The organism is Tenacibaculum sp. SSH1-16, from assembly GCF_040104435.1.
Classification (GTDB): domain Bacteria; phylum Bacteroidota; class Bacteroidia; order Flavobacteriales; family Flavobacteriaceae; genus Polaribacter; species Polaribacter mesophilus.
This window is the reverse complement of sequence record NZ_JBECOV010000001.1, coordinates 210,372-229,854: the sequence shown is the minus strand read 5'-3', so window position 1 is coordinate 229,854 and position 19,483 is coordinate 210,372. Positions and strand designations below refer to the sequence as shown.

General features: G+C 30.8%; 19 protein-coding genes and 1 tRNA gene. 9 read left to right on the top strand and 11 right to left on the bottom strand.

Translation table 11 applies throughout. The features are described 5' to 3' along the window. Positions 1–120: 120 nt before the first annotated feature. From rsgA to ABMY20_RS01120, 10 genes are all read right to left on the bottom strand, one after another. On the bottom strand, positions 121–1,137 hold the full coding sequence (rsgA, locus tag ABMY20_RS01165; RefSeq protein WP_349264421.1) for a ribosome small subunit-dependent GTPase A: 1,017 nt from the start codon (positions 1,135–1,137) through the stop codon (positions 121–123). Next, positions 1,124–1,537 carry an RNHCP domain-containing protein gene (locus ABMY20_RS01160; RefSeq protein WP_159613168.1) on the bottom strand — a complete coding sequence of 138 codons (414 nt, stop codon included), beginning with the start codon at positions 1,535–1,537 and terminating at the stop codon, positions 1,124–1,126. Before ABMY20_RS01160 ends, rsgA begins: the two co-directional genes overlap by 14 nt. A gap of 10 nt (positions 1,538–1,547) precedes the next feature. Beyond that, positions 1,548–2,090, bottom strand: coding sequence for a TetR/AcrR family transcriptional regulator (locus tag ABMY20_RS01155; RefSeq protein WP_349264420.1), 543 nt, complete (start codon positions 2,088–2,090; stop codon positions 1,548–1,550). A 140-nt stretch (positions 2,091–2,230) separates the two neighbouring features. Then, positions 2,231–2,587 (bottom strand): adenosylmethionine decarboxylase, encoded by a 357-nt coding sequence (gene speD / locus ABMY20_RS01150; protein ID WP_349264419.1) that lies wholly within the window; start codon positions 2,585–2,587, stop codon positions 2,231–2,233. Beyond that, positions 2,577–3,620, bottom strand: coding sequence for a bis-aminopropyl spermidine synthase family protein (locus ABMY20_RS01145; RefSeq protein ID WP_349264418.1), 1,044 nt, complete (start codon positions 3,618–3,620; stop codon positions 2,577–2,579). The genes speD and ABMY20_RS01145 overlap by 11 nt, the downstream gene beginning before the upstream one ends. A gap of 174 nt (positions 3,621–3,794) precedes the next feature. Beyond that, on the bottom strand, positions 3,795–4,337 hold the full coding sequence (locus ABMY20_RS01140) for a TetR/AcrR family transcriptional regulator (RefSeq protein WP_349264417.1): 543 nt from the start codon (positions 4,335–4,337) through the stop codon (positions 3,795–3,797). Between the two features lie 87 nt (positions 4,338–4,424). Next, entirely contained in the window at positions 4,425–5,678 is a 1,254-nt protein-coding gene (locus ABMY20_RS01135; RefSeq protein WP_349264416.1) for a site-specific integrase, read from the bottom strand. A gap of 235 nt (positions 5,679–5,913) precedes the next feature. Beyond that, positions 5,914–5,987, bottom strand: a tRNA-Arg gene (locus tag ABMY20_RS01130). Between the two features lie 75 nt (positions 5,988–6,062). Then, positions 6,063–6,296: a DUF2007 domain-containing protein gene (locus tag ABMY20_RS01125; protein ID WP_047788418.1), complete on the bottom strand. Its 234-nt coding sequence runs from the start codon at positions 6,294–6,296 to the stop codon at positions 6,063–6,065. A gap of 11 nt (positions 6,297–6,307) precedes the next feature. Continuing rightward, complete coding sequence (locus ABMY20_RS01120; RefSeq protein ID WP_047788417.1) at positions 6,308–6,460, bottom strand: hypothetical protein; 153 nt, start codon at positions 6,458–6,460, stop codon at positions 6,308–6,310. Positions 6,461–7,050: 590 nt separating this feature from the next. Here ABMY20_RS01120 and ABMY20_RS01115 point away from each other — a divergent pair. The 3 genes from ABMY20_RS01115 to ABMY20_RS01105 all read left to right on the top strand — a co-directional run bounded on the left by ABMY20_RS01115 (position 7,051) and on the right by ABMY20_RS01105 (position 11,629). Next, a complete protein-coding gene (locus ABMY20_RS01115) occupies positions 7,051–9,435 on the top strand; it encodes a TonB-dependent receptor (RefSeq protein ID WP_349264415.1) in 2,385 nt (794 codons plus the stop codon). A gap of 91 nt (positions 9,436–9,526) precedes the next feature. Beyond that, positions 9,527–10,609 (top strand): PepSY-associated TM helix domain-containing protein, encoded by a 1,083-nt coding sequence (locus ABMY20_RS01110; RefSeq protein WP_349264414.1) that lies wholly within the window; start codon positions 9,527–9,529, stop codon positions 10,607–10,609. Between the two features lie 78 nt (positions 10,610–10,687). Further along, the gene (locus tag ABMY20_RS01105) at positions 10,688–11,629 is read left to right on the top strand and encodes a calcium/sodium antiporter (protein WP_239179084.1); all 942 of its coding nucleotides are present in this window, start codon (positions 10,688–10,690) and stop codon (positions 11,627–11,629) included. A gap of 71 nt (positions 11,630–11,700) precedes the next feature. On the opposite strand, the gene ABMY20_RS01100 is transcribed toward ABMY20_RS01105, so the two are convergent. Next, a complete protein-coding gene (locus ABMY20_RS01100) occupies positions 11,701–12,711 on the bottom strand; it encodes a glutamine synthetase beta-grasp domain-containing protein (RefSeq protein WP_073181556.1) in 1,011 nt (336 codons plus the stop codon). A 184-nt stretch (positions 12,712–12,895) separates the two neighbouring features. Between ABMY20_RS01100 and ABMY20_RS01095 the strand changes: the two genes are divergently transcribed. The 6 genes from ABMY20_RS01095 (at position 12,896) to ABMY20_RS01070 (ending at position 19,480) form a co-directional block, all read left to right on the top strand. Next, entirely contained in the window at positions 12,896–15,079 is a 2,184-nt protein-coding gene (locus ABMY20_RS01095; RefSeq protein ID WP_167713354.1) for a glutamine synthetase III, read from the top strand. 411 nt (positions 15,080–15,490) lie between these two features. Beyond that, on the top strand, positions 15,491–16,399 hold the full coding sequence (locus tag ABMY20_RS01090; RefSeq protein WP_073181552.1) for a hypothetical protein: 909 nt from the start codon (positions 15,491–15,493) through the stop codon (positions 16,397–16,399). Between the two features lie 73 nt (positions 16,400–16,472). Further along, complete coding sequence (locus tag ABMY20_RS01085) at positions 16,473–16,928, top strand: hypothetical protein (RefSeq protein WP_159489954.1); 456 nt, start codon at positions 16,473–16,475, stop codon at positions 16,926–16,928. 1 nt (position 16,929) lies between these two features. Next, positions 16,930–17,673 carry a CsgE family curli-type amyloid fiber assembly protein gene (locus ABMY20_RS01080; protein ID WP_349264413.1) on the top strand — a complete coding sequence of 248 codons (744 nt, stop codon included), beginning with the start codon at positions 16,930–16,932 and terminating at the stop codon, positions 17,671–17,673. Between the two features lie 12 nt (positions 17,674–17,685). Further along, positions 17,686–18,102, top strand: a complete 417-nt coding sequence (locus ABMY20_RS01075) for a curli assembly protein CsgF (protein ID WP_047788409.1) — start codon at positions 17,686–17,688, stop codon at positions 18,100–18,102. A gap of 31 nt (positions 18,103–18,133) precedes the next feature. Continuing rightward, positions 18,134–19,480: a CsgG/HfaB family protein gene (locus ABMY20_RS01070; RefSeq protein WP_173359855.1), complete on the top strand. Its 1,347-nt coding sequence runs from the start codon at positions 18,134–18,136 to the stop codon at positions 19,478–19,480. Positions 19,481–19,483 lie beyond the last annotated feature (3 nt).

Genomic DNA, 19,483 nt, shown 5'->3' with positions numbered 1-19,483 from the left:
AAGGAATAAGTTTTTTTTAAGAAAACGATTCTGTAGAAAGTGTTGTTAATACCTAAGTTCAATAATATAAGAAATTATATGAGAAGAAATCTTAATTGATTTCTTCTCATAATTAATAGTCTAATAAACTACTTTTTTCTGCATAACAGATTTTCTGTACTTAGTAACATTCTTATCATATTGTCTTTCGCTATTCCAACCTTTTTCTTTTTTTCTTCTTTCTAAAAAGTCTAATTCTTTTTTGAGACTTAAATAGCTATCATAACGTTCAGGAGAAATATACCCTGTATTCATATTATTCTGAACTGCACAACCGGGTTCTCCTTGATGTGAGCAATTTTTATATTTACATTGATCGGCAGTAATAGCTATTTCATCAAATACATTGTCTAAACTTTCTTCTTCTGCCCATAATTGGATTTCTCTTAGACCAGGTGAATCAATAATAAACCCTCCATTTTCTAATTCTAACATTTTTGAAGATGAAGTTGTATGTTTACCTCCATTGTTGTTAGAGCGCACATCTCCAATTCTCTGAATTTGGTTTTTGAGTAAAGTATTAGAAATTGTTGATTTTCCTACACCTGAAGGTCCAATGAAAACAGCCGTCTTACCACCAGTTAATTTATCATAGATGTTAGAAATACCGTAATTGTCTTTTGTACTACTAATGATAAACTCTGCACCGGGTGCTACACTTTCTAATTGATATTGAATTATTTCTGCCTTATCATTAAGATCTGCTTTGTTTAATAAAACAATCGGTGTTGCTCCACTATTCCAAGCTAGTACCATATACCTTTCTAATAAACGGTCTGAATAGTTTCTTTTTCTATCTAAACCCAACACTATTATTACATAATCAATATTAGCTGCTAATACTTGTTCCTCTGTTATAACTCCCGATGTTTTTCTGCTTAATTGAGTTTTTCGTTTTTCTATTTCCTCAATTAAAATCAAATCATTGTTTATCGAAATATTTACCCAGTCACCTACATGTGGAAAATCGCTACTCCTGTTAGCTCTATTATAAAAACTACCTTTTAATTTTGCGTTTTTAATTTGTGTCCCGATTTTTATTTTATATGTATCGTGTTGTTTTAAAACAACACGATGTTTTTCTTTATGTGTATTCATTTTCTTTGCCTTTTTCTCGACTTAATTGATGTAAAGTTGAGATGATTGTTTTTGTAGCGAATGGCAATGATAATAATGGTTCTGTTGCTATAGTAAATAATAATAATTCATTATCATCTGAAGCTATTCTGTTAACTCTAATTGTTTTACACTGTGTGCATCTATGTACGATTGATGATTCTCTACTCTTCTTTTGTACATACATGCTTATTGGTTCCATAATACCTCTACAACTTGCTCTTCTATCACCAGGAGTTATATCTAAATGTAAACTATGTAAACAATGTGGACAGTGATTTCTATGCTTACCACCATGTTCTAAAGGTGAAACACCTTTGCCACAAGCCTCGCAAATAAAAGATTCTAGTGGGTTGTATCTTAAAATTTTATGCCTTGTCATTTTTTTCTAATTATAAATTCATGTACTTTTCTATTAAATATTTTTTAATATCTAATAAAGGATATTCATCCCTTGTACCTAAAAAACTTAATGCTACTCCGTCTAGTTCTGCAATAAACATATAACTTAGTAAGTGTGATTCTTGTGGATTTAATTCATCAAAAATTTTCTTTGTTGAACTAAAAATGAATTCTGATCTCTCTTGAATTAAATCTTTTAAAATCTCTTTTGTTCTAGGTTGCATCATTACATTCAGATCAAATTGAAATGCTAACTTATTAGTTTGTAAGCCTTTAAAGAAGGATTCTAATAATTCATTTAATTGCTCTTTTGCAGATAGATTGTCTTCTTTAGATTCATTAATCCTTATAATCTCATTTGTTGATTTCATAAAAATTTCTCTAAGTAGTCCATCTTTAGATTTAAAATGATGAGATACCAAACCTTTAGAAACATTTGCTTTTTCACAGATAACAGATATTGGAGTATTCTCATATCCTCTTTCTGAAAATAATACTGTTGCGATTTCTATTATTTGATCTCTTTTGTCCATAAACTAAAATTTTAATTATACTGACTGTCTGTTCAGTCGGTGCAAATATAAAACAAATTTTATAATAGACAGATAAGTTTTATTTTTTTGTTAATCAGTAGTTTGCATTTGTGGTGGATGTATAATAATAAAGGGTTAATTTAGATTTTATAGCCACGTTCAACAAGTTGAATTGATTTACTTAGCCCACCTATAGTGGAAACAATATTTTCAACAGCTAGCAAAGTGTCTTTATGATTACCACAGCTAAATACATCAAATGCAATATAATTATGTTCTGGCCATGTATGTACAGATATGTGAGAGGTTGATAATAATAAGAACCCAGTTACGCCCTGAGGGGAGAATTTATAAAAATAATCATGAAGAACAACAAGAGAAGTATTTTTCACAGAATCAAGAAATGTTTTTCTTAAGAAATCATGATCGTCTAATTTAGACATGTCACAATCAAATAATTCACATAAATAGTGATATCCGTTGGGTTTATTTAGCATGAGTGTTTTTTTTAGGTTGTTCAAATGTGTAAATTGAATCTGTGAAAATTTTGTTTTTTAAAGCTAAATTAACTTTTGATGAAGTGCGTAACTCAAATAATGTTCCTGTTGATCCTAGAATACTTGCTCCTTGATATATATTAAAGCTTCTATGTTGATTTTCAACACTCATGCCAAGTTCATTAAACATTTTTTCTAGCTTGATCTTTTTATCTGAAGGCCAATGGGCAAATGAAAAAATAATACATTTTTCTGGCGCCTGAATTAATAGTTCTAAGCTTCTAGATAAAAATAAAAAAGCTCCTTTTAAAGAATAAGGGGGGTCAGTTTCAATAACATCAAACTTATGCAAGAATTTTTTTGGTATTGGCATTCGCATATCATGTTTTATACATGTAATTGGAAAATTGTTTTTGTAGGTAATTGATTTTATAAAATCGATAAATCGAGAATCAATGTCAAATACGGTGAGTTCAATTGACCTGATACTACCTAAATACTTTGCAACTAAACATAGAGCTATAGAGATTAAATCATCATCACCAATTAATGCTATTCGTTTTCCATCAATCGCTCCTTGAACAAACATTAATAAAGCTCTGCGTATAGCAGTTTCAGCTGTACATGGTGTTTGATCGATTGTTGCATTATATTTAGGAGCCATTTTAACGTAGTTTTTCATTTCTGTTAAAATGGAATTCAAACTTTTAGGTACAACAAAATTAGGAGAGAGAATCTCATGTTTTGTAAGCTCTAAGTTCTTTCCAAATTTTAAGATATTATGCACATAATTAATACCTTCCTCCGAAAGGACCATACCATTTTTACGATTTAAAATGTTATTACGCTCTAGCTCTCTTCTAACGGCTGATATTATTGGAATGGGAATATTAGTGTGTTTTGAAACATCTTTAGCTCCAATAGGTGAGTAAGTATGGATGGTACGAAGTATAGTTCTAACACCCTCAACACCTTCATAAATTCGTGTGCGATTTGCAACTTCTTCTAATAAATCTTTTTTATTAATATCCATTTAATATTTTATTAAATTATCTGTATTTCAATCAATTAAAGCTTTTAAAAATCTTTAAGTCTTATTAACTTATAAAGGGAAGCAATGCCGGTGGAGTAGGTGTTGGTCTTATACTTTTAAGCCAACACCATTACCACATGCTTCATAATTGAAGCTTTCTAGGGGATTTTTTGTTTAAAGACTCATATATTTTTTTATCAAAGAATCTTTCATATCCGATAAAGGGTAGCTTTCGCCTGAAATTATGTATCCTAACAAAACACCTTCTAATTCTGTTATAAATACATTGCTTAGTAACATCGAATTTTTAGAGTCTAATTTTTTAAATACTTTATTTACTAATCTTAAAGTAAGTATTGATTTCTCTTTAATTAAATCGTGTAAAACGTTTTTTGTTTGCGGTTGAATGATTACATTTAAATCGAACTGAAACAATATTTTCTTAGTTGTTAATTGTGTGAAAAAGAATTCTAAAAACTCTTTGATCTCTTCATTTACTGACAAGTTTTTATTTTTATTATCAATTAGTTGAGTAACATCATTTATTGATTTTTTATATACTTCTCTTAGTAAATCATCTTTAGATGTATAATGATGATATATTAAACCTTTAGAAATGTTAGCCTTTTGGCATATTTTAGATAAAGGAGTATTACTATACCCTTTCTCAGAAAATAGCTTCGTAGCTATATTTATCAATTCGTCTTTTTTATTCATAAATGTAATATAACTATATACTGACCGTACGTTCAGTCAGCAAATGTATAACATTTTTTTTAATTGTAATTTTGGATAGAAAATAAATTAAGCGGGTTCAGAATTTCTCTTAATTGAATTTTTATCTATTTTAAGCTTTAATAGATTCATGTCTTCGCTAACCTTTCTTTCAATTACCCTAGCATAAATTTGAGTGGTTGCTATTTTGGTATGTCCTAATAGTTTAGATACAGTTTCGATTGGAACACCATTACTTAGTGTTACAGTAGTTGCAAATGTATGTCGCGCCATATGAAAAGTTAAATTCTTTTTTATGCCTACTGCATCCGCAATTTCTTTTAAGTATAGGTTCAGCTTTTCATTTGTAATAATAGGGAATAGAGTTGCTGTTACTTGTGTGATTGGATGATTGTTGTATTTATCGATGAGGTATTCTGCTTTTTCTAATAATGGAATTTTAACTGGAGTTTTGGTTTTTTTACGTTTTGTGATAATCCAATTATTGCCGTCTATACCAATGTGAATATTGTCAGGAGTAAGTAACATGATATCTGAGTAACTAATGCCAGTGTAACAGCTGAATACAAATAAATCTCTTACACGTTCTAAACGCTCAATAGGGAAGTGGTAGGTTTCTAAATTTGATAGCTCGTTTTCTGATAAGAATTGACGTTCAGTTTTTTCATAACTAGGTTTCCATCTAACAAAAGGATCTTTATCTATCCATTCCATGTGATAACCTAAGGTGACTATTTTTCGAAGCCTCTGTAGATGTTTCATAATAGTATTGTTACTCATCGCTTTTGGATGTCCTTTTGGATAATAGTTATGTAGGTAGCTTTCAAAATCACATATGAATTTGTAATTGAGTTGTTTTAAAAAGATGTCTGTTGTTTTGAGTTTCTTTTGAAGAAATCGATTAATGTAGCCTTCAGTAACACCAAAGTTTCTAATAGTACCAGGAGCAAGTGTACTTTCGATTTTGTTAGAGTGATACTCTAAAAGTTCTTTGAGGGATTTTTGATTTTCAGCTTCACCGAGATAATAGGCTTTAATGATTTGTGAAGTGATTAATTCCCCTTTGAATTTTAAATCTTGATAACATTGGAAAAGCTGTGCATTGACTTGAGTTAAATACTGATTGATTTGTTTAGCTTCTGCAGAGCTTCCTTTTGCTTTTTTAGTTTTTGGATTCCATAGTTCTAAAGAGATTTTTTTCTTTAGACTAATGTTAGCTCGTTTTTGGTTTACAGTTACTCTTGCATAAATAAGAGCTTGATTGTTTTTTGCATTCTTTTGGTCTGCCCAAAAAAGAATTGAGAAAGTGCTTTTAGTACGCATAGTCGTCGCCTTAAATGGTTAATAATCATCGAGACGAAAGTCAAAATCAACTATACTATTTCTTAAAAGGTAATTTCTGAAAGTGTCAGTTCAACTGACACTTTGAAAAAATAACTGTCGATTAACTGACAGATTAAATCAAATTGTATCAAATTAAATGAACTCCTAAAAACTTGAAAACCACATAAATCATAAGACTTATGTGGTTTTTTGAGAGTTTTAATACTCTATTTTGTGACCTCGGCAGGATTCAAACCTGCAACCTCTTGAGCCGTAATCAAGTGCACTATTCAGTTATGCTACGAGGCCGTTTTGCGGGTGCAAATATAAGAATGTTTTTTAAATTGTAAAGCAAAAAAATAATATTTTTTCACCTTTTTTAATTTATTTTTCTTCTGCTATTTCTTCTTTAAAACTATCAATAGTGTCTTGAGCTTTTTCAAGGTCTGATTCATAGATAAATACGTCAATAGAATTGCCTAAAGTTCCAAAACCAGCAACTCTTCCAGCTTCTTTATTATCTTTTACTAAATATGGAACTTCAATTTCGTTAAGTAACTGACTTAATCTGTTCACAAAGATTTGAGAACCTGAGAAAACTTTAATATGCTTGTTCATAATGGTAAATTTTAATCCAACGAATTTATTGTAACATAAGCACGCCATCCAATAATAGCCAATTGAAATTTTGATGCTTTCGAAATATCCAATTCCTTTTTAGTAAAGGAAGGTAGTAACGTCTTGTTTAGTTTGGCTAAAAACTTAAAAAAACTTTTTTTCATTAGTAGTTGATTCTACTATCAAAAATAACGAAAAATAATTTGTTATGATAAGAAAAACTAAACTTAACTTAGTTTAAAATGAAAAGTATAGGTTTAGGTTAATCAATCTCTTAAAAGATCAATTCCAGTAATAAATAAGCAATTTTAATAGTTATTAGAATTAGTTTTAAAGCAAGTATAATCATGTTAGGTTCATGTGTTTTTAGTTAGTAAATAATGATGAATTCCGGAATTGTTTTTTCAATATAGGAGAAAGGAAATATTACAACCAAACTTTTGAATCTAATTTAATTGGATTGGGTTTGAATTTAAATCTGTATAAACACTATTAGTTTTAATATATAACCTTATAATCTATATTAATGTTATTAAATGAAATATAAAAATATCTTATTATTCATATTTAGTAAGATTTTAAAGGAACTTTTTTTGCAGAATTTGAAAAGTAAAGGAAAAAGGATTTTTAAAGTAAGCAGTTTTTAGGTGTTTCATTTCTTCATAAAGAAAAAAATAAGTTTTTTGTAATAAATGTTTGCTACTATTTTGAGAGGAGATATATTCGCGATTTAAAATAAATCTAAATAAATATAATGAAATTTTACATAGCAGCAGTGGCTTTATTTTTAACCTTCGGAGTATCAGCTCAGTCTAGTTTAAAGGGAAAAATAAAGGATGAACAAGGTCAACCAATTTACGGGGTTAATATTCATATTTCAGAACTTCAAAAAGGTACTACCTCTGATGAAAATGGAGGCTTTATATTAAAAAATATAAAAGAAGGAGTTTTTAAGGTAACTTTTAGTATGGTAGGTTTCAAAACAGAAATAAGAAAAATAGCATTTACTCAAAACAACACTGTGGAGATTTTACAAATATTAAAGGAAGATTCGGAGAGTTTAAGTGAAGTTGTTGTTTCTGCTAGTAGACGTTCAGAATACCTTTCCGAGATACCAGCATCAATAACTGTTGTCAACCAAAAACAATTAGTAGACTTATCAAATTCAACAACTAATATTAATGAAATTTTAGAATTTACTGTTCCAGGTTTAGCTGTTTCTACAGGAACCTTTTCTAACTGGGGACAAACATTACGTGGTCGTTCTTTATTAGTTATGATTGATGGTGTTCCTCAATCTACTCCTTTACGTAACGGTCAATTAGGAATAAAATCTGTTAGTCCTAACGATATTAGTCGTGTAGAAGTAATAAAAGGGGCAACCTCTATTTTTGGAAATGGAGGAAATGGAGGTTTTATTAACTATATAACAAAAAAACCTAATAGTAGTGAAAAAATTGAAGGTACTACTAATATTTGGGGTACTTCTAACTTAACAAAGACGAAAGATGCTTTTGGATTCGGAGCTTATCAGTCGTTACGAGGAAAAATAGATAAGTTTAATTACTACATAAGTGGTAGTTATGAAGAAACAGGAAATAAATACGATGCAGATGGTAAAGTTATACTTCCTACTTATGGATTAGATAATACAAGAATTTATACAGCTTTAGCTAAGTTAGAGTATGAAATATCTGATAGACAAAAAATAAGTATTGGAGGAAACTTGTATAATTCTTTACAAGACACACCATTTATACCTGTTCTTGGATCTTTTGAAGTGTATAATGAGAATGGAGATTATACTTTAACACCTGGTTATGGTGTTGAAGGCTCTATTGAAGGACAAGAACCTACAGGATCTAAACTGTATAATGGTAACTTGAAATATGATTTAAATAATATTTTTGATGGAACAACAGATTTTACAGCTGATGTGTATTATCAAAAAACAAAAAACATATTCTTTTATTCAGATAAATTTGAAAACGGAGGTCAATCAGTAATTAATGCAGAAAAGTATGGTTTAAGACCAAATTTTAACACTACACTTACTCCAAATGAATCAACAGAGATTTCATTAACCTATGGTTTAGATTTGTTAAAAGATAAAACCAATCAAGGATTGTTAGATGGTAGATTATGGGTGCCAAATATTGATATGTTTAGTTGGGCACAATACATACAATCTACAGTAAAATTTAATGACGAATGGGTTTTAAAAGCAGGGTTAAGATATGATGATATGAATCTTACAATAGATGATTATAATACGTTACCATACTCACCTTTAGGAGATGGTAATTTTAATCCATCAGTAGCGGTAACAGGAGGTGAAATAGGATTTGATAATTTAGCGTTTAATGCTGGTGTAAGGTATATTAAGCATCAAGAGTTTATCCCCTATGTAAGTTATTCACAAGGTTTTTCAATTGCCGATTTAGGTTCTGTTTTACGTTCTGCAACTGCCGATAATATTGAAGATATTCAATTAGAACCAGCAGTAACCAAAAATTATGAGTTCGGATTTTTATCAAAGTTTAAAAACTTTAGGTTAGAAGCTGTAGGGTATTATAGTGTTTCTAATTTAGGTACAGGCGTTGCATTTGATGAAAATATAAATTCTTTTGTGCCATCTAAAAAGCCGCAGAACATTTATGGAGGAGAAATAGCAATAGATTATACTGCTTTTAATAGTAAACTAAAAGTAGGAACATCATATTCTTATGTTGAAGGTTTAACTCATAATGTGGGAGATGAAAATAATTTAACTTATTTAGGAGGTGATGTAATTTCAGCTCCAAAATTAACAGCTTACGTAACTTGGGTTCCAACAAAGAAAATAAGTACTTCTTTACGTATGACTAATTTAGGAGATAGAAATCGTTTTAATCCGTATTTAGATGCAAGTGATAATTATACGTTTAGACATACACAATTTCCTGTAGAAGGATACACTTTACTTAATTGGTCTATGAACTATAAATTGCAAGAAAATATATCGGTTTCATTAGCTGTAAATAATTTGTTAAACGAATATTATTTACCAGCAAGATCACAATGGGCAGCACCTTTAAGAACTTTTACAGGAACTGGAGAAGGGGCAAATGCTAAATTAAGTGTGTTGTATAACTTCTAAAATAATAAACAACATCTTACATTTGCAAAAGTATAAACCCAGTGTCTATTTTATTTTAGACTCTGGGTTTTAAAAAATAAAGAGATATCAATTGCAGCAGATACATAAAATAATTTGGAAGATACACTTATGGCTAGGACTTAGTTGTGGGGTTATTGCTTCTTTTTCTGGTTTAACGGGAGCATTGTATGTTTGGCAACCTGAAATAACTTCATTACTAAACCCGAAATTATTAAAGGTTGAAGATTTTTCTAAAATAAACGAAAAAACAATTTTAAGTTCTGCTTATTTTTTAGCTACACAGAATAAGGGAAAAGTAAATAAAGTTTTTTTGCCTTATAGAGAGCAGCAAACGATTTCAATAAATTATAAAAACGGTAAAACATTGTATTATCACCCGAAAACCAGAGTTTTGTTAGGTGAAAAATCGGTGTCAATACAGTTTTTTGAAACCCTCCTGAAGTTACACCGTACGTTAGGAATGCCTACAATTGGCAAGTATGTTATAGGTACAAGTGCTTTATTGTTTTGTTTCTTCTTATTAACAACAGGGTTTTATATGTGGTGGAAAATATATAAAAACAACCTGTCAAAAGGATTTACGATGAAGTGGAAACCCAAAAAGAAACGATTTTACTTCAATCTACATAAAGTATTCGGAATTTATTTTTTGTTGCCTTTGCTAGTAATAGCCTTTACAGGGGGGTACTTCACTTATTATAAAACCTATAAATCTGTTTTATCTATATTCAATAGTTCAGATAAAGTAATCATGAATGAAGAAATAAAACAAGAAAAGGTTTTTTCATTAGAAGAAGCAGTTTTACAAACTGATGGAAAATATGCTTTAAGAGCTATTTATTACCCGAAAGATAGCTTAGGAGTATATAAACTTCGGTATATAAAAGATCGATTTATTAAAGCAGGATTTAGAAGAACAAAAGAAATGGAGTTAAATCAGCAAGGTAAATTACGAATACTGTCAAGTTTTGATTTTGATGCAAATAATAATCGAATAGCGGCTCAGTTTTACCCAGTACATATAGGAGAAATAGGAGGAATATTAGGTAGAGTTTTAGTATTTGTATCTGGTTTAGTGCCTTTGGTGTTATTGATAACAGGCTTTAAAGTTTATAATTTAAAACGTAAGAGATTAAAGAGGCAACTTAATTAAGGTTTTATTGGTTCAGGAGCTTGAATTTGTTTTCATTTTTGCTGGGTAAAAACCTTATCTTCGCCCAAAAAATATCTTATGAGCATTCTATATATTATTATTGGTTTAACATTGTTGGTTTTAGGAGGAAGTTGGCTGTTAAAAGCAGCGGTAGGCTTATCACTTAAACTACATATACCAAAAATAGTAATAGGTATGACAGTAGTGTCGTTTGCAACTTCAGCACCAGAATTAATTGTAAGCATAAAGTCTGCTTTAAATGGAGCTACTGGGTTAGCGGTAGGAAATGTTATTGGATCTAATATTGCAAACTTAGGTCTGGTTTTAGGAATAACAGTTATATTATCGTCAATTGATGTAGAAAAAAGTTTTTATAAAACAGATTGGCCAGTAATGATGATTGCTTCAGTACTACTGTATTTTTTTATAGCGAATGACAAGACCATTCAATTTTATGAAGGAGCTATATTATTTGGAATGTTAGTAGTATTTTTAATTTATTTATTACGTTTTCAAAAACAAGCAGTTGTTGATGAGATGCCTGAAGACGATGAAGAGTTACCCTTATATAAAATAGCCTTGTTTCTAGCTGTTGGAGGAGTTGGTTTATGGGGCGGTTCAGAACTATTGATTAATGGTTCGGTAGCTATGGCTCAACATTTTGGAGTAAGTGACGCGATTATTGGAGTAACTGTAGTGTCAGTAGGGACAAGTGTTCCAGAATTGGCTGCCTCAATTATTGCAGTGTTAAAGAAAGAAAAAGCCATCTCATTAGGAAACCTTGTAGGATCTAATGTGTTTAATATTTTAGCCGTTTTAGGTATTACAGCAATGATTACGCCTGTTCAGGTAAAACCAGATGCCTATAGTTTGATTAATAATGATATTTATTGGATGTTAGGAATTTCGTTTGCCATATTACCTTTAGTATTTATTCCAAAAGGATTACGTTTAGGTTGGAGAGACGGAGTGCTGTTGTTGGTTTCTTACATTACTTTTGTGTATTTAACGATCTCTTAAAAGTGAGGGAGAAAGAAAGTGTAAAAAAAGCCGCTATTAGCGGCTTTTTAGTTGTGTTGTTGTTGTGTTAATTATATATTGGCACCTTTTACGGTTTCTATAATTCTTCCAGCTACTTTGTAAGGATCAGCGTTTGAAGCAGGTCTTCTGTCTTCTAGCCAACCTTTCCATCCTTTTTCTACAGTGATGATAGGAATTCGGATTGAAGCACCTCTATCTGAAACTCCATAACTGAAATCAGATACGTGAGCAGTTTCATGTAAACCAGTTAAACGCTCGTCATTATTAGCTCCATATACATCAATATGTTCTTCTGTAACAGGTCTAAAAGCTTCACAAATTTTCTCGTAAGTTTCTTGAGAACCACAAGTTCTTAATGTAGTATTAGAAAAGTTTGCATGCATACCAGAACCATTCCAATCTCCTTTTACTGGTTTTGGATGGTATTCAATGTAGTAACCATATTTTTCAGTTAAACGGTCTAATAAGTAACGGGCAACCCAAATTTCATCACCAGCTTTTTTTGCTCCTTTAGCAAATAATTGGAATTCCCATTGTCCTGGAGCAACTTCTTGGTTAATCCCTTCAAAGTTTAAACCTGCTTCAATACATAAATCGGCATGTTCTTCAACAAAATCTCTTCCCCAAGTGTATCTTCCTCCTACAGAACAGTAGTATTTCCCTTGAGGTCCAGGGAATCCGCCACGAGGGAATCCTAAAGGTAAATCAGTTTTAGTATCCATTAAAAAATACTCTTGCTCAAAACCAAACCAAAAGTCATTATTATCATCATCAATCTTAGCACGTGCATTTGAGGCATGTGGAGTTCCATCAGCATTTAAAACTTCAGACATTACTAAGAATCCATTTTTTCTAGTCGGGTCAGGATAAATAGCAACAGGCTTTAATAAACAATCAGAAGCACCACCAGATGCTTGCTCAGTAGAACTTCCGTCAAAAGACCACATAGAACAGTCTTCTAATTTACCGCTAAAGTTTTCTTCAACTTTAGTTTTACTACGCATGTTTTGAGTTGGCTCATGACCATCTAACCAAATGTATTCTAATTTTGATTTACTCATGATTTTTGTTTTTGTGTTGTTTTGAGTTAATTATGAAGCAAAATTGAGTATTTTTTGTTGAAAGGCAAAATTTTTAAGGGTCTTTTTGTTTAAAATTAACTTTAAATTAATTTAACCCCTATTTTTTTAGGGGTATTTTGCTTAAAGTTTGTATTTTTGAGTGTCTAATTTAATATTTTATTATATGTCAACTTTAAGATTCAGTGCATTACAAGAGGTTTTACATAGAAAAACTGTTGTAGTAGAAGAAAACGAACGTCGTTCAGAATTGTTTGGTAAAAACGTATTTAATGAGCAAGCAATGCGTCAATATATGACCAAAGAGGCATATCAAAGTGTAATGGATGCTATTGAATTTGGGACTAAGATTGATAGGAAAACCGCTGATCAGATTGCGGTAAGCATGAAAGATTGGGCATTATCTAAAGGAGCAACGCATTATACACACTGGTTTCAGCCTTTAACGGGATCTACAGCAGAAAAGCACGATGCGTTTTTTGAAACTGTTGACGGAGGAGGAGCAATGGAGAAGTTTGATGGAGGTCAGTTAGTACAACAAGAGCCAGATGCATCAAGTTTTCCTAATGGAGGAATTAGAAATACTTTTGAAGCACGTGGTTATACGGCATGGGATCCAACATCACCAGCGTTTATTTATGGTACGACCTTATGTATTCCAACTGTTTTTGTGGCATATACAGGTGAAGCGTTAGATAATAAAGCACCCTTATTAAGAGCATTACAAGCGGTTGATACTGCGGCCACAGCAGTTTGTAAATTTTTTGACAAAAATGTAACAAAAGTAAACGCAACCTTAGGTTGGGAACAAGAATACTTTTTAATTGATACAGCATTAGCAGCAGCACGTCCTGATATAATGATGACAGGAAGAGCATTGTTAGGACATGCACCAGCAAAAGGACAACAGTTAGACGATCATTATTTTGGATCAATACCTACTAGAGTATTGAACTTTATGCGTGATTTGGAAAATGAATGTATGCTCTTAGGAGTGCCTGTTAAAACACGACATAATGAAGTAGCACCAAATCAGTTTGAGTTAGCGCCAATTTTTGAAGAAGCAAACTTAGCAGTAGATCACAATTCATTATTAATGGATGTGATGGAGAAAGTGTCGCAACGTCATAAATTCAAAGTGTTATTCCATGAAAAGCCATTTGCAGGGATTAATGGTTCAGGAAAACATAATAACTGGAGTTTATCTACCAATACAGGAGTTAATTTACTGAGTCCAGGGAAAACCCCGATGAAAAACTTACAATTCTTAACCTTTTTTGTAAATACCATCAAAGCAGTTCACGATTACGAAGAATTAATTAGAGCGTCGATAGCAAGTGCTAGTAACGATCATCGTTTAGGAGCTAATGAAGCACCACCAGCAATTATATCAGTTTTTATAGGTTCACAATTATCATCGGTATTAGATGAGCTAGAAAATGTAACGAAAGGAAAACTATCACCTGAAGAAAAAACAGATTTAAAATTAAACATTGTAGGGAAAATTCCTGAAATTTTATTAGATAACACAGATAGAAACAGAACTTCACCTTTTGCTTTTACAGGAAATAAATTTGAGCTACGTGCAGTAGGTTCATGGTCTAACTGCGCAGGGCCTATGACTGTATTGAATACAATTATAGCAAGACAACTGAATGAATTTAAAGAAGAAGTTGATAAGTTAATTGATACCAAAAAACTTAAAAAAGATGAAGCCATATTTAATGTATTGAGAGAATATATTAAAGCATCAAAGAATATTCGATTTGAAGGAGATGGTTATGGAGAAGCATGGGAAAAGGAGGCTAAGAAAAGAGGGTTGTCGAATAACAAAACAACTCCAGAAGCATTAAAAGCAAAAGTTTCTGAAAAAGCAATTTCTCTTTTTGAAGAAATGAAAGTGATGAATAAGGTTGAGGTAGAAGCTCGTCATGAAATCGAGTTAGAAGAATATTCAAAGAAAATACAAATAGAAAGTAGAGTGCTAGGTGATATTGCAAGAAACCATATTATACCTATTGCTATTCAATACCAAAATACGTTGATAGAAAATGTAAGAGGACTGAAAGAGATTTTTGGAAATAATTTTGAGAAATACGCTAACGAACAAATCGATTTAATTCAGAAAATATCTAATCATATCGCTGAAATTAACTCTAAAGTAGAAGATATGATTGAAGAACGTAAAAAGGCAAATAAACTAGAAGGACAAAAAAATGCAGATGCTTATTGTAACAAAGTGAAACCTTATTTTGACGAAATTCGTTATCACTGTGATAAATTAGAATTAATGGTAGATGATAATTTATGGCCTTTAACTAAGTACAGGGAGCTTTTATTTACTAGATAAAGTAACCTGTTTTGAATGAGAAAAAACATTTGTTAAAAAAGGGGGAAAACCCCTTTTTTTAATAAAAATGAAAATAAAAAAACAAAGCCAAAGACTACGTTTATAGCGTGTTTTTGGCTTTTTCTTATTTTATTTTTTTAAGTAAAGAAATCTTGATTGGTTTTTGAAGCTAAAAAAAATTGTATATTAGCTATGTTTAAACAAACAGTCTATATATAGATTCTTACAGTTTTATTTTAAACTGATGGATGTAATTACAGTTACCAAACTAATCTTACATTTTACCCCATAATTTTATCTTACCCTTATTTACTTAGCATTCTCCCATAATAAGCATTATTAGTATTTGTATGCTTATATCATACATAGAGTATGCTAAAAATCAATTAACGTATTTTAAAATTATCTATTATGAAAAATTTTTTATTAGCAGCTATTTTTTTAGCTTCAGGAACCGTTTTCGCACAGTTCGCAAACCCATTACCAACACCAAAAGCTAACTGTTTAGGGTGTTCAGTAGCACAAGTAGGTCCTTCTTATGGAGATAGAGGAGCAGCAATAAACACGAGTTACGTAGATCAAACAGGACACATGAATGATGCAAGTGTAGTTCAAACTGGAGTAGGTAACTTATCAAATATCGATCAAGATGGTCAAAACCAAGGATTTTCTGGAGGTTTAGGAAACGAAGCAACTGTATACCAAAGAGGAAGAAAGAACGAAACCGACATTAAACAACATGGAGATTACAATTCTGGTTTTGTAAATCAAGTAGGATATAAAAACTACGCACAACAAGATGTAGGTGTAGGTTGGGCAGAAAATAACAGAGCATATGCTTACCAAACAGGACGTCAAAATACTTCTATTCAAAAACAACGTTATGATAATAATGTAGCTATTGTAGCACAATCTGGTAGAAGAAATTTAGCTCACCAAGACCAAAGTACAGGAACTAATGGTGCACCAGGTAGTGTAGCAGGTATTTTACAAGTCGGTAACTATAATAAGGCTAAACAAGTACAAAGAGGTAGTTTTAATATAGATGGAATAGCTCAATTTGGAAACGGAAATATGGCTTCTACTACGCAAACATCAACAGGGGGGATAAATATTTCTGGTATTGGACAGACAGGTTCGGGGAATGAAGCTTGTGTTGATCAAAACGCTGATGCTGGTATTAACTTAAGTTTAATTAGTCAGTTTGGTGTAGAAAATCATGCGTCTGTTATTCAAGACGCACAAGGTTCAGGAAATGCTAGCTTTATCGGTCAAGCAGGTTATATGAATAAGGCTTGTGTTGAACAAACAGGACTATAATTTATTTATTAATAAAACTTTAAGAGAAGGGAGGAACTCTTCTCTCTTCTCTTAACTTATTAAAATGAAGGTAATGAAAGATATGAAAACAATATTATTTATAATGCTGGTTACTTTTAATCTTACTATTATGTCACAGCAAAAAACATCTACATATTTTGTATCTGTACCTCAAATAGGAAATGATGTTTCTTTTGTAATACTAGAGAAAAATATTAATTCATTAAATAATTCACAAGATTTTACCTATTCAGCAGCTAATCAAAATTACCTAACAATAAATCAAGTAGGAATAAATAATGTAGCAGAATTAAAAAGTGGAGTTAGAGATGTACAGTTAGTGGGGCAAAAGGGAAAAAACAACTATTATAGCTTTATAGATTATTACAATGCTTCTCCTACAAAAATGAATATTCTTCAACAGGGGAATGCAAATTCATTACAGGTGTACGGAACAAACTCTTTAATGGAAAATGTAAAAATCATTCAAAAATCTAATTATAAAACAATTATAGTTAGGAACTATTAAAATGATGCTAAGGTTTAATTTCTTTAAAAGAAAAATAAAATATATTACTCTGTTTTTACTTTGTATAACAACAAGTTATGCTCAAGAAATAAACGAGGTAAAAGCCAAAATTCTTATTCTTAAAAAAGACAATTTTATAGCAGTAAAAGCACAAGCTGAAAATGAAGGAGTATTGTTTAAAGATGAGTTTAATTACAACTTATTGGTGTTAAAAAAGAGTAAAGATGGAAGCTACTCTAACAATAAACAATCAGGAGAATTTTCTTTAAAACCTAATGAAAAAAAAGAACTTTCATTAATAAGGTTAAGCTTAAACCCTGATGAAGAGCTAAGAGCTTATTTATTTATAAAGCACAAGGAAACTTTAATAGATAAAGATACTTTAATAATAGTGCCTAAAAAGGTAGGAGGTATAATAAAAAAAGAAAAAATAGACGAATCTAATTTTGTGTTAAAAGGATTGGTTATTGAAGAAGCAATAACAAAAATAGGGAAAGACTTTTATGATTTTTTTTACCAAGAATACCTGCTTTCAGGCTTAAAGTATCCTTTCATTATAAAAATAAAAGAGAAACCAGGATTAAGAAGAACTACAGTTTTAATTATTAAAGCTGATGATAAAAAGGTTTTTGAGTTCATGACAATGCCAGGAGAAGATTTTCTTAAACGAGCTGTTAAAGCATCTTTGGTAAGATTAAGTAGTTACTCAAAACAGAGAAATACATTATTAAGTTATAAAATTTAAACAAAGTAAGTTATGAAAATAGCAACCAAACTTATAACAATTGTTTTATTTTTAATAAGTTCATTTACTTTTTCACAAGAACTAGTTTATAAACCAGTTAATCCATTTTTTGGAGGAAATAATCCATTCGGGTATCAGCAAATTTTGGCATCAGCAAATGCACAAAACGATTTTCAAGAAGAAACACAAGATCCTTTTCAACAACCATCAGACTTAGAAAACTTTACTAATAGTTTAAACAGGCAACTACTAAACTCATTATCTCAAGATTTATTTCAAGAACAATTTGGAGATCAAGGGTTAACTGTTGGAACTTATGTGTTTGGATCTTTAGTAGTAGAAGTAACACCTACCAGTGGAGGTTTATCTGTAAATATTTTAAATACCCAAACAGGTGAACAAACACAAATTATAATACCAAACAATTAACAACAAAACGACTAACCATAACTTAAATTTTATGAGAAAATTATTATTCAAATTACTATTCTCTTTAAGTTTTATCTTGTTTTCTAGTTGTGGAGCATACCTAAATCAGCCATTCCAAACAACGAATGCTAGAATAGGGGAAAACACCTCTTTACAAAACGATTTAATTAAGAATATTCTACCTGTCGAAAAAGTAATCGTAGGAGTTTATAAATTTAGAGATCAAACAGGACAATACAAGCCGACTGAAAACGGTTCTACATTTAGTACCGCGGTAACGCAAGGAGGTACATCAATTCTATTAAAATCACTAGAAGAGTCAAAATGGTTTACTCCAATAGAAAGAGAAAATATCGCTAATTTATTAAATGAACGACAAATAATAAGGTCAACAAGGCAGGAATATCAAGGAGTTAATTCCACAAAAATGCCACCATTACTTTTTGCTGGAATTATTTTAGAAGGAGGCGTGGTTTCTTATGATTCTAATATTATTACAGGAGGTTCAGGAGTTCGATATTTTGGAGCAGGAGCATCTAATCAATATAGACAAGATAGAATAACCGTTTATTTAAGAGCCGTATCTACATCAAATGGACAAATTTTAAAAAATATTTACGTATCAAAAACAATACTCTCTCAAGGAATTTCAGCAAACTTGTATAGATATGTTTCTTTAAGAAGATTGTTAGAAGTAGAAACAGGAGTAACCAAAAATGAGCCTATGCAATTAGCTGTAAAAGAAGCGATAGATAAAGCAGTCGAACAGTTGATTATAGAAGGTGTTGTAGATGGTTTATGGACTCCTCAAGGAGGTGATAAGGTTGTTAACCTCTTTAAAGAAGAGTATTTAAAAGAAAAAAATGAAGCAGACAATACATTACTTTTTAATAGAAAGCAGGAAACAAGAAGAGCAAAAAATTCAATGAGTGTAATGGGAGGAGCTTCAATAATTTCAGGAGATTATTCAAAACCCGTAGCAAGATTTGGTTTTGACCTAAAATACAGATATTTTTTTAAGAACCCTCGATTTAGTTTTGGAGGAAGCATAGGAAGGTTTGAGTTAGAAAACGAACAATCTTTTAAAAATACTTTTTTAACATCTAGTATTTTTCTAGAATACAATATGATGCCTTACGATAGGTTAACACCGTATGCATACATAGGTGTAGGTTCAGTTTTAGAGAAAAATCTAGACCATCCTATGTTTAAATTTCAATATGGTTTAGGGTTAGAGTATTTAGTAACAAATAAAATAGGATTAACTCTTTATGGAGAAAATTATCTTTTAGGTTCAGACAACTTAGATAAGCTAGTTAGAGGAAAGAGAAATGATTTTATTTGGAGAGTAGGAGCAGGTATAAATGTTTATTTTTAAGAA

Bases quoted from the DNA above. Each gene is read 5' to 3' on its own strand.
- rsgA (WP_349264421.1), bottom strand. From the start codon at position 1,137: ATGAATACACATAAAGAAAAACATCGTGTTGTTTTAAAACAACACGAT.
- ABMY20_RS01160 (WP_159613168.1), bottom strand. From the start codon at position 1,537: ATGACAAGGCATAAAATTTTAAGATACAACCCACTAGAATCTTTTATT.
- ABMY20_RS01155 (WP_349264420.1), bottom strand. From the start codon at position 2,090: ATGGACAAAAGAGATCAAATAATAGAAATCGCAACAGTATTATTTTCA.
- speD (WP_349264419.1), bottom strand. From the start codon at position 2,587: ATGCTAAATAAACCCAACGGATATCACTATTTATGTGAATTATTTGAT.
- ABMY20_RS01145 (WP_349264418.1), bottom strand. From the start codon at position 3,620: ATGGATATTAATAAAAAAGATTTATTAGAAGAAGTTGCAAATCGCACA.
- ABMY20_RS01140 (WP_349264417.1), bottom strand. From the start codon at position 4,337: ATGAATAAAAAAGACGAATTGATAAATATAGCTACGAAGCTATTTTCT.
- ABMY20_RS01135 (WP_349264416.1), bottom strand. From the start codon at position 5,678: ATGCGTACTAAAAGCACTTTCTCAATTCTTTTTTGGGCAGACCAAAAG.
- ABMY20_RS01125 (WP_047788418.1), bottom strand. From the start codon at position 6,296: ATGAACAAGCATATTAAAGTTTTCTCAGGTTCTCAAATCTTTGTGAAC.
- ABMY20_RS01120 (WP_047788417.1), bottom strand. From the start codon at position 6,460: ATGAAAAAAAGTTTTTTTAAGTTTTTAGCCAAACTAAACAAGACGTTA.
- ABMY20_RS01115 (WP_349264415.1), top strand. From the start codon at position 7,051: ATGAAATTTTACATAGCAGCAGTGGCTTTATTTTTAACCTTCGGAGTA.
- ABMY20_RS01105 (WP_239179084.1), top strand. From the start codon at position 10,688: ATGAGCATTCTATATATTATTATTGGTTTAACATTGTTGGTTTTAGGA.
- ABMY20_RS01100 (WP_073181556.1), bottom strand. From the start codon at position 12,711: ATGAGTAAATCAAAATTAGAATACATTTGGTTAGATGGTCATGAGCCA.
- ABMY20_RS01095 (WP_167713354.1), top strand. From the start codon at position 12,896: ATGTCAACTTTAAGATTCAGTGCATTACAAGAGGTTTTACATAGAAAA.
- ABMY20_RS01090 (WP_073181552.1), top strand. From the start codon at position 15,491: ATGAAAAATTTTTTATTAGCAGCTATTTTTTTAGCTTCAGGAACCGTT.
- ABMY20_RS01085 (WP_159489954.1), top strand. From the start codon at position 16,473: ATGAAAGATATGAAAACAATATTATTTATAATGCTGGTTACTTTTAAT.
- ABMY20_RS01080 (WP_349264413.1), top strand. From the start codon at position 16,930: ATGATGCTAAGGTTTAATTTCTTTAAAAGAAAAATAAAATATATTACT.
- ABMY20_RS01075 (WP_047788409.1), top strand. From the start codon at position 17,686: ATGAAAATAGCAACCAAACTTATAACAATTGTTTTATTTTTAATAAGT.
- ABMY20_RS01070 (WP_173359855.1), top strand. From the start codon at position 18,134: ATGAGAAAATTATTATTCAAATTACTATTCTCTTTAAGTTTTATCTTG.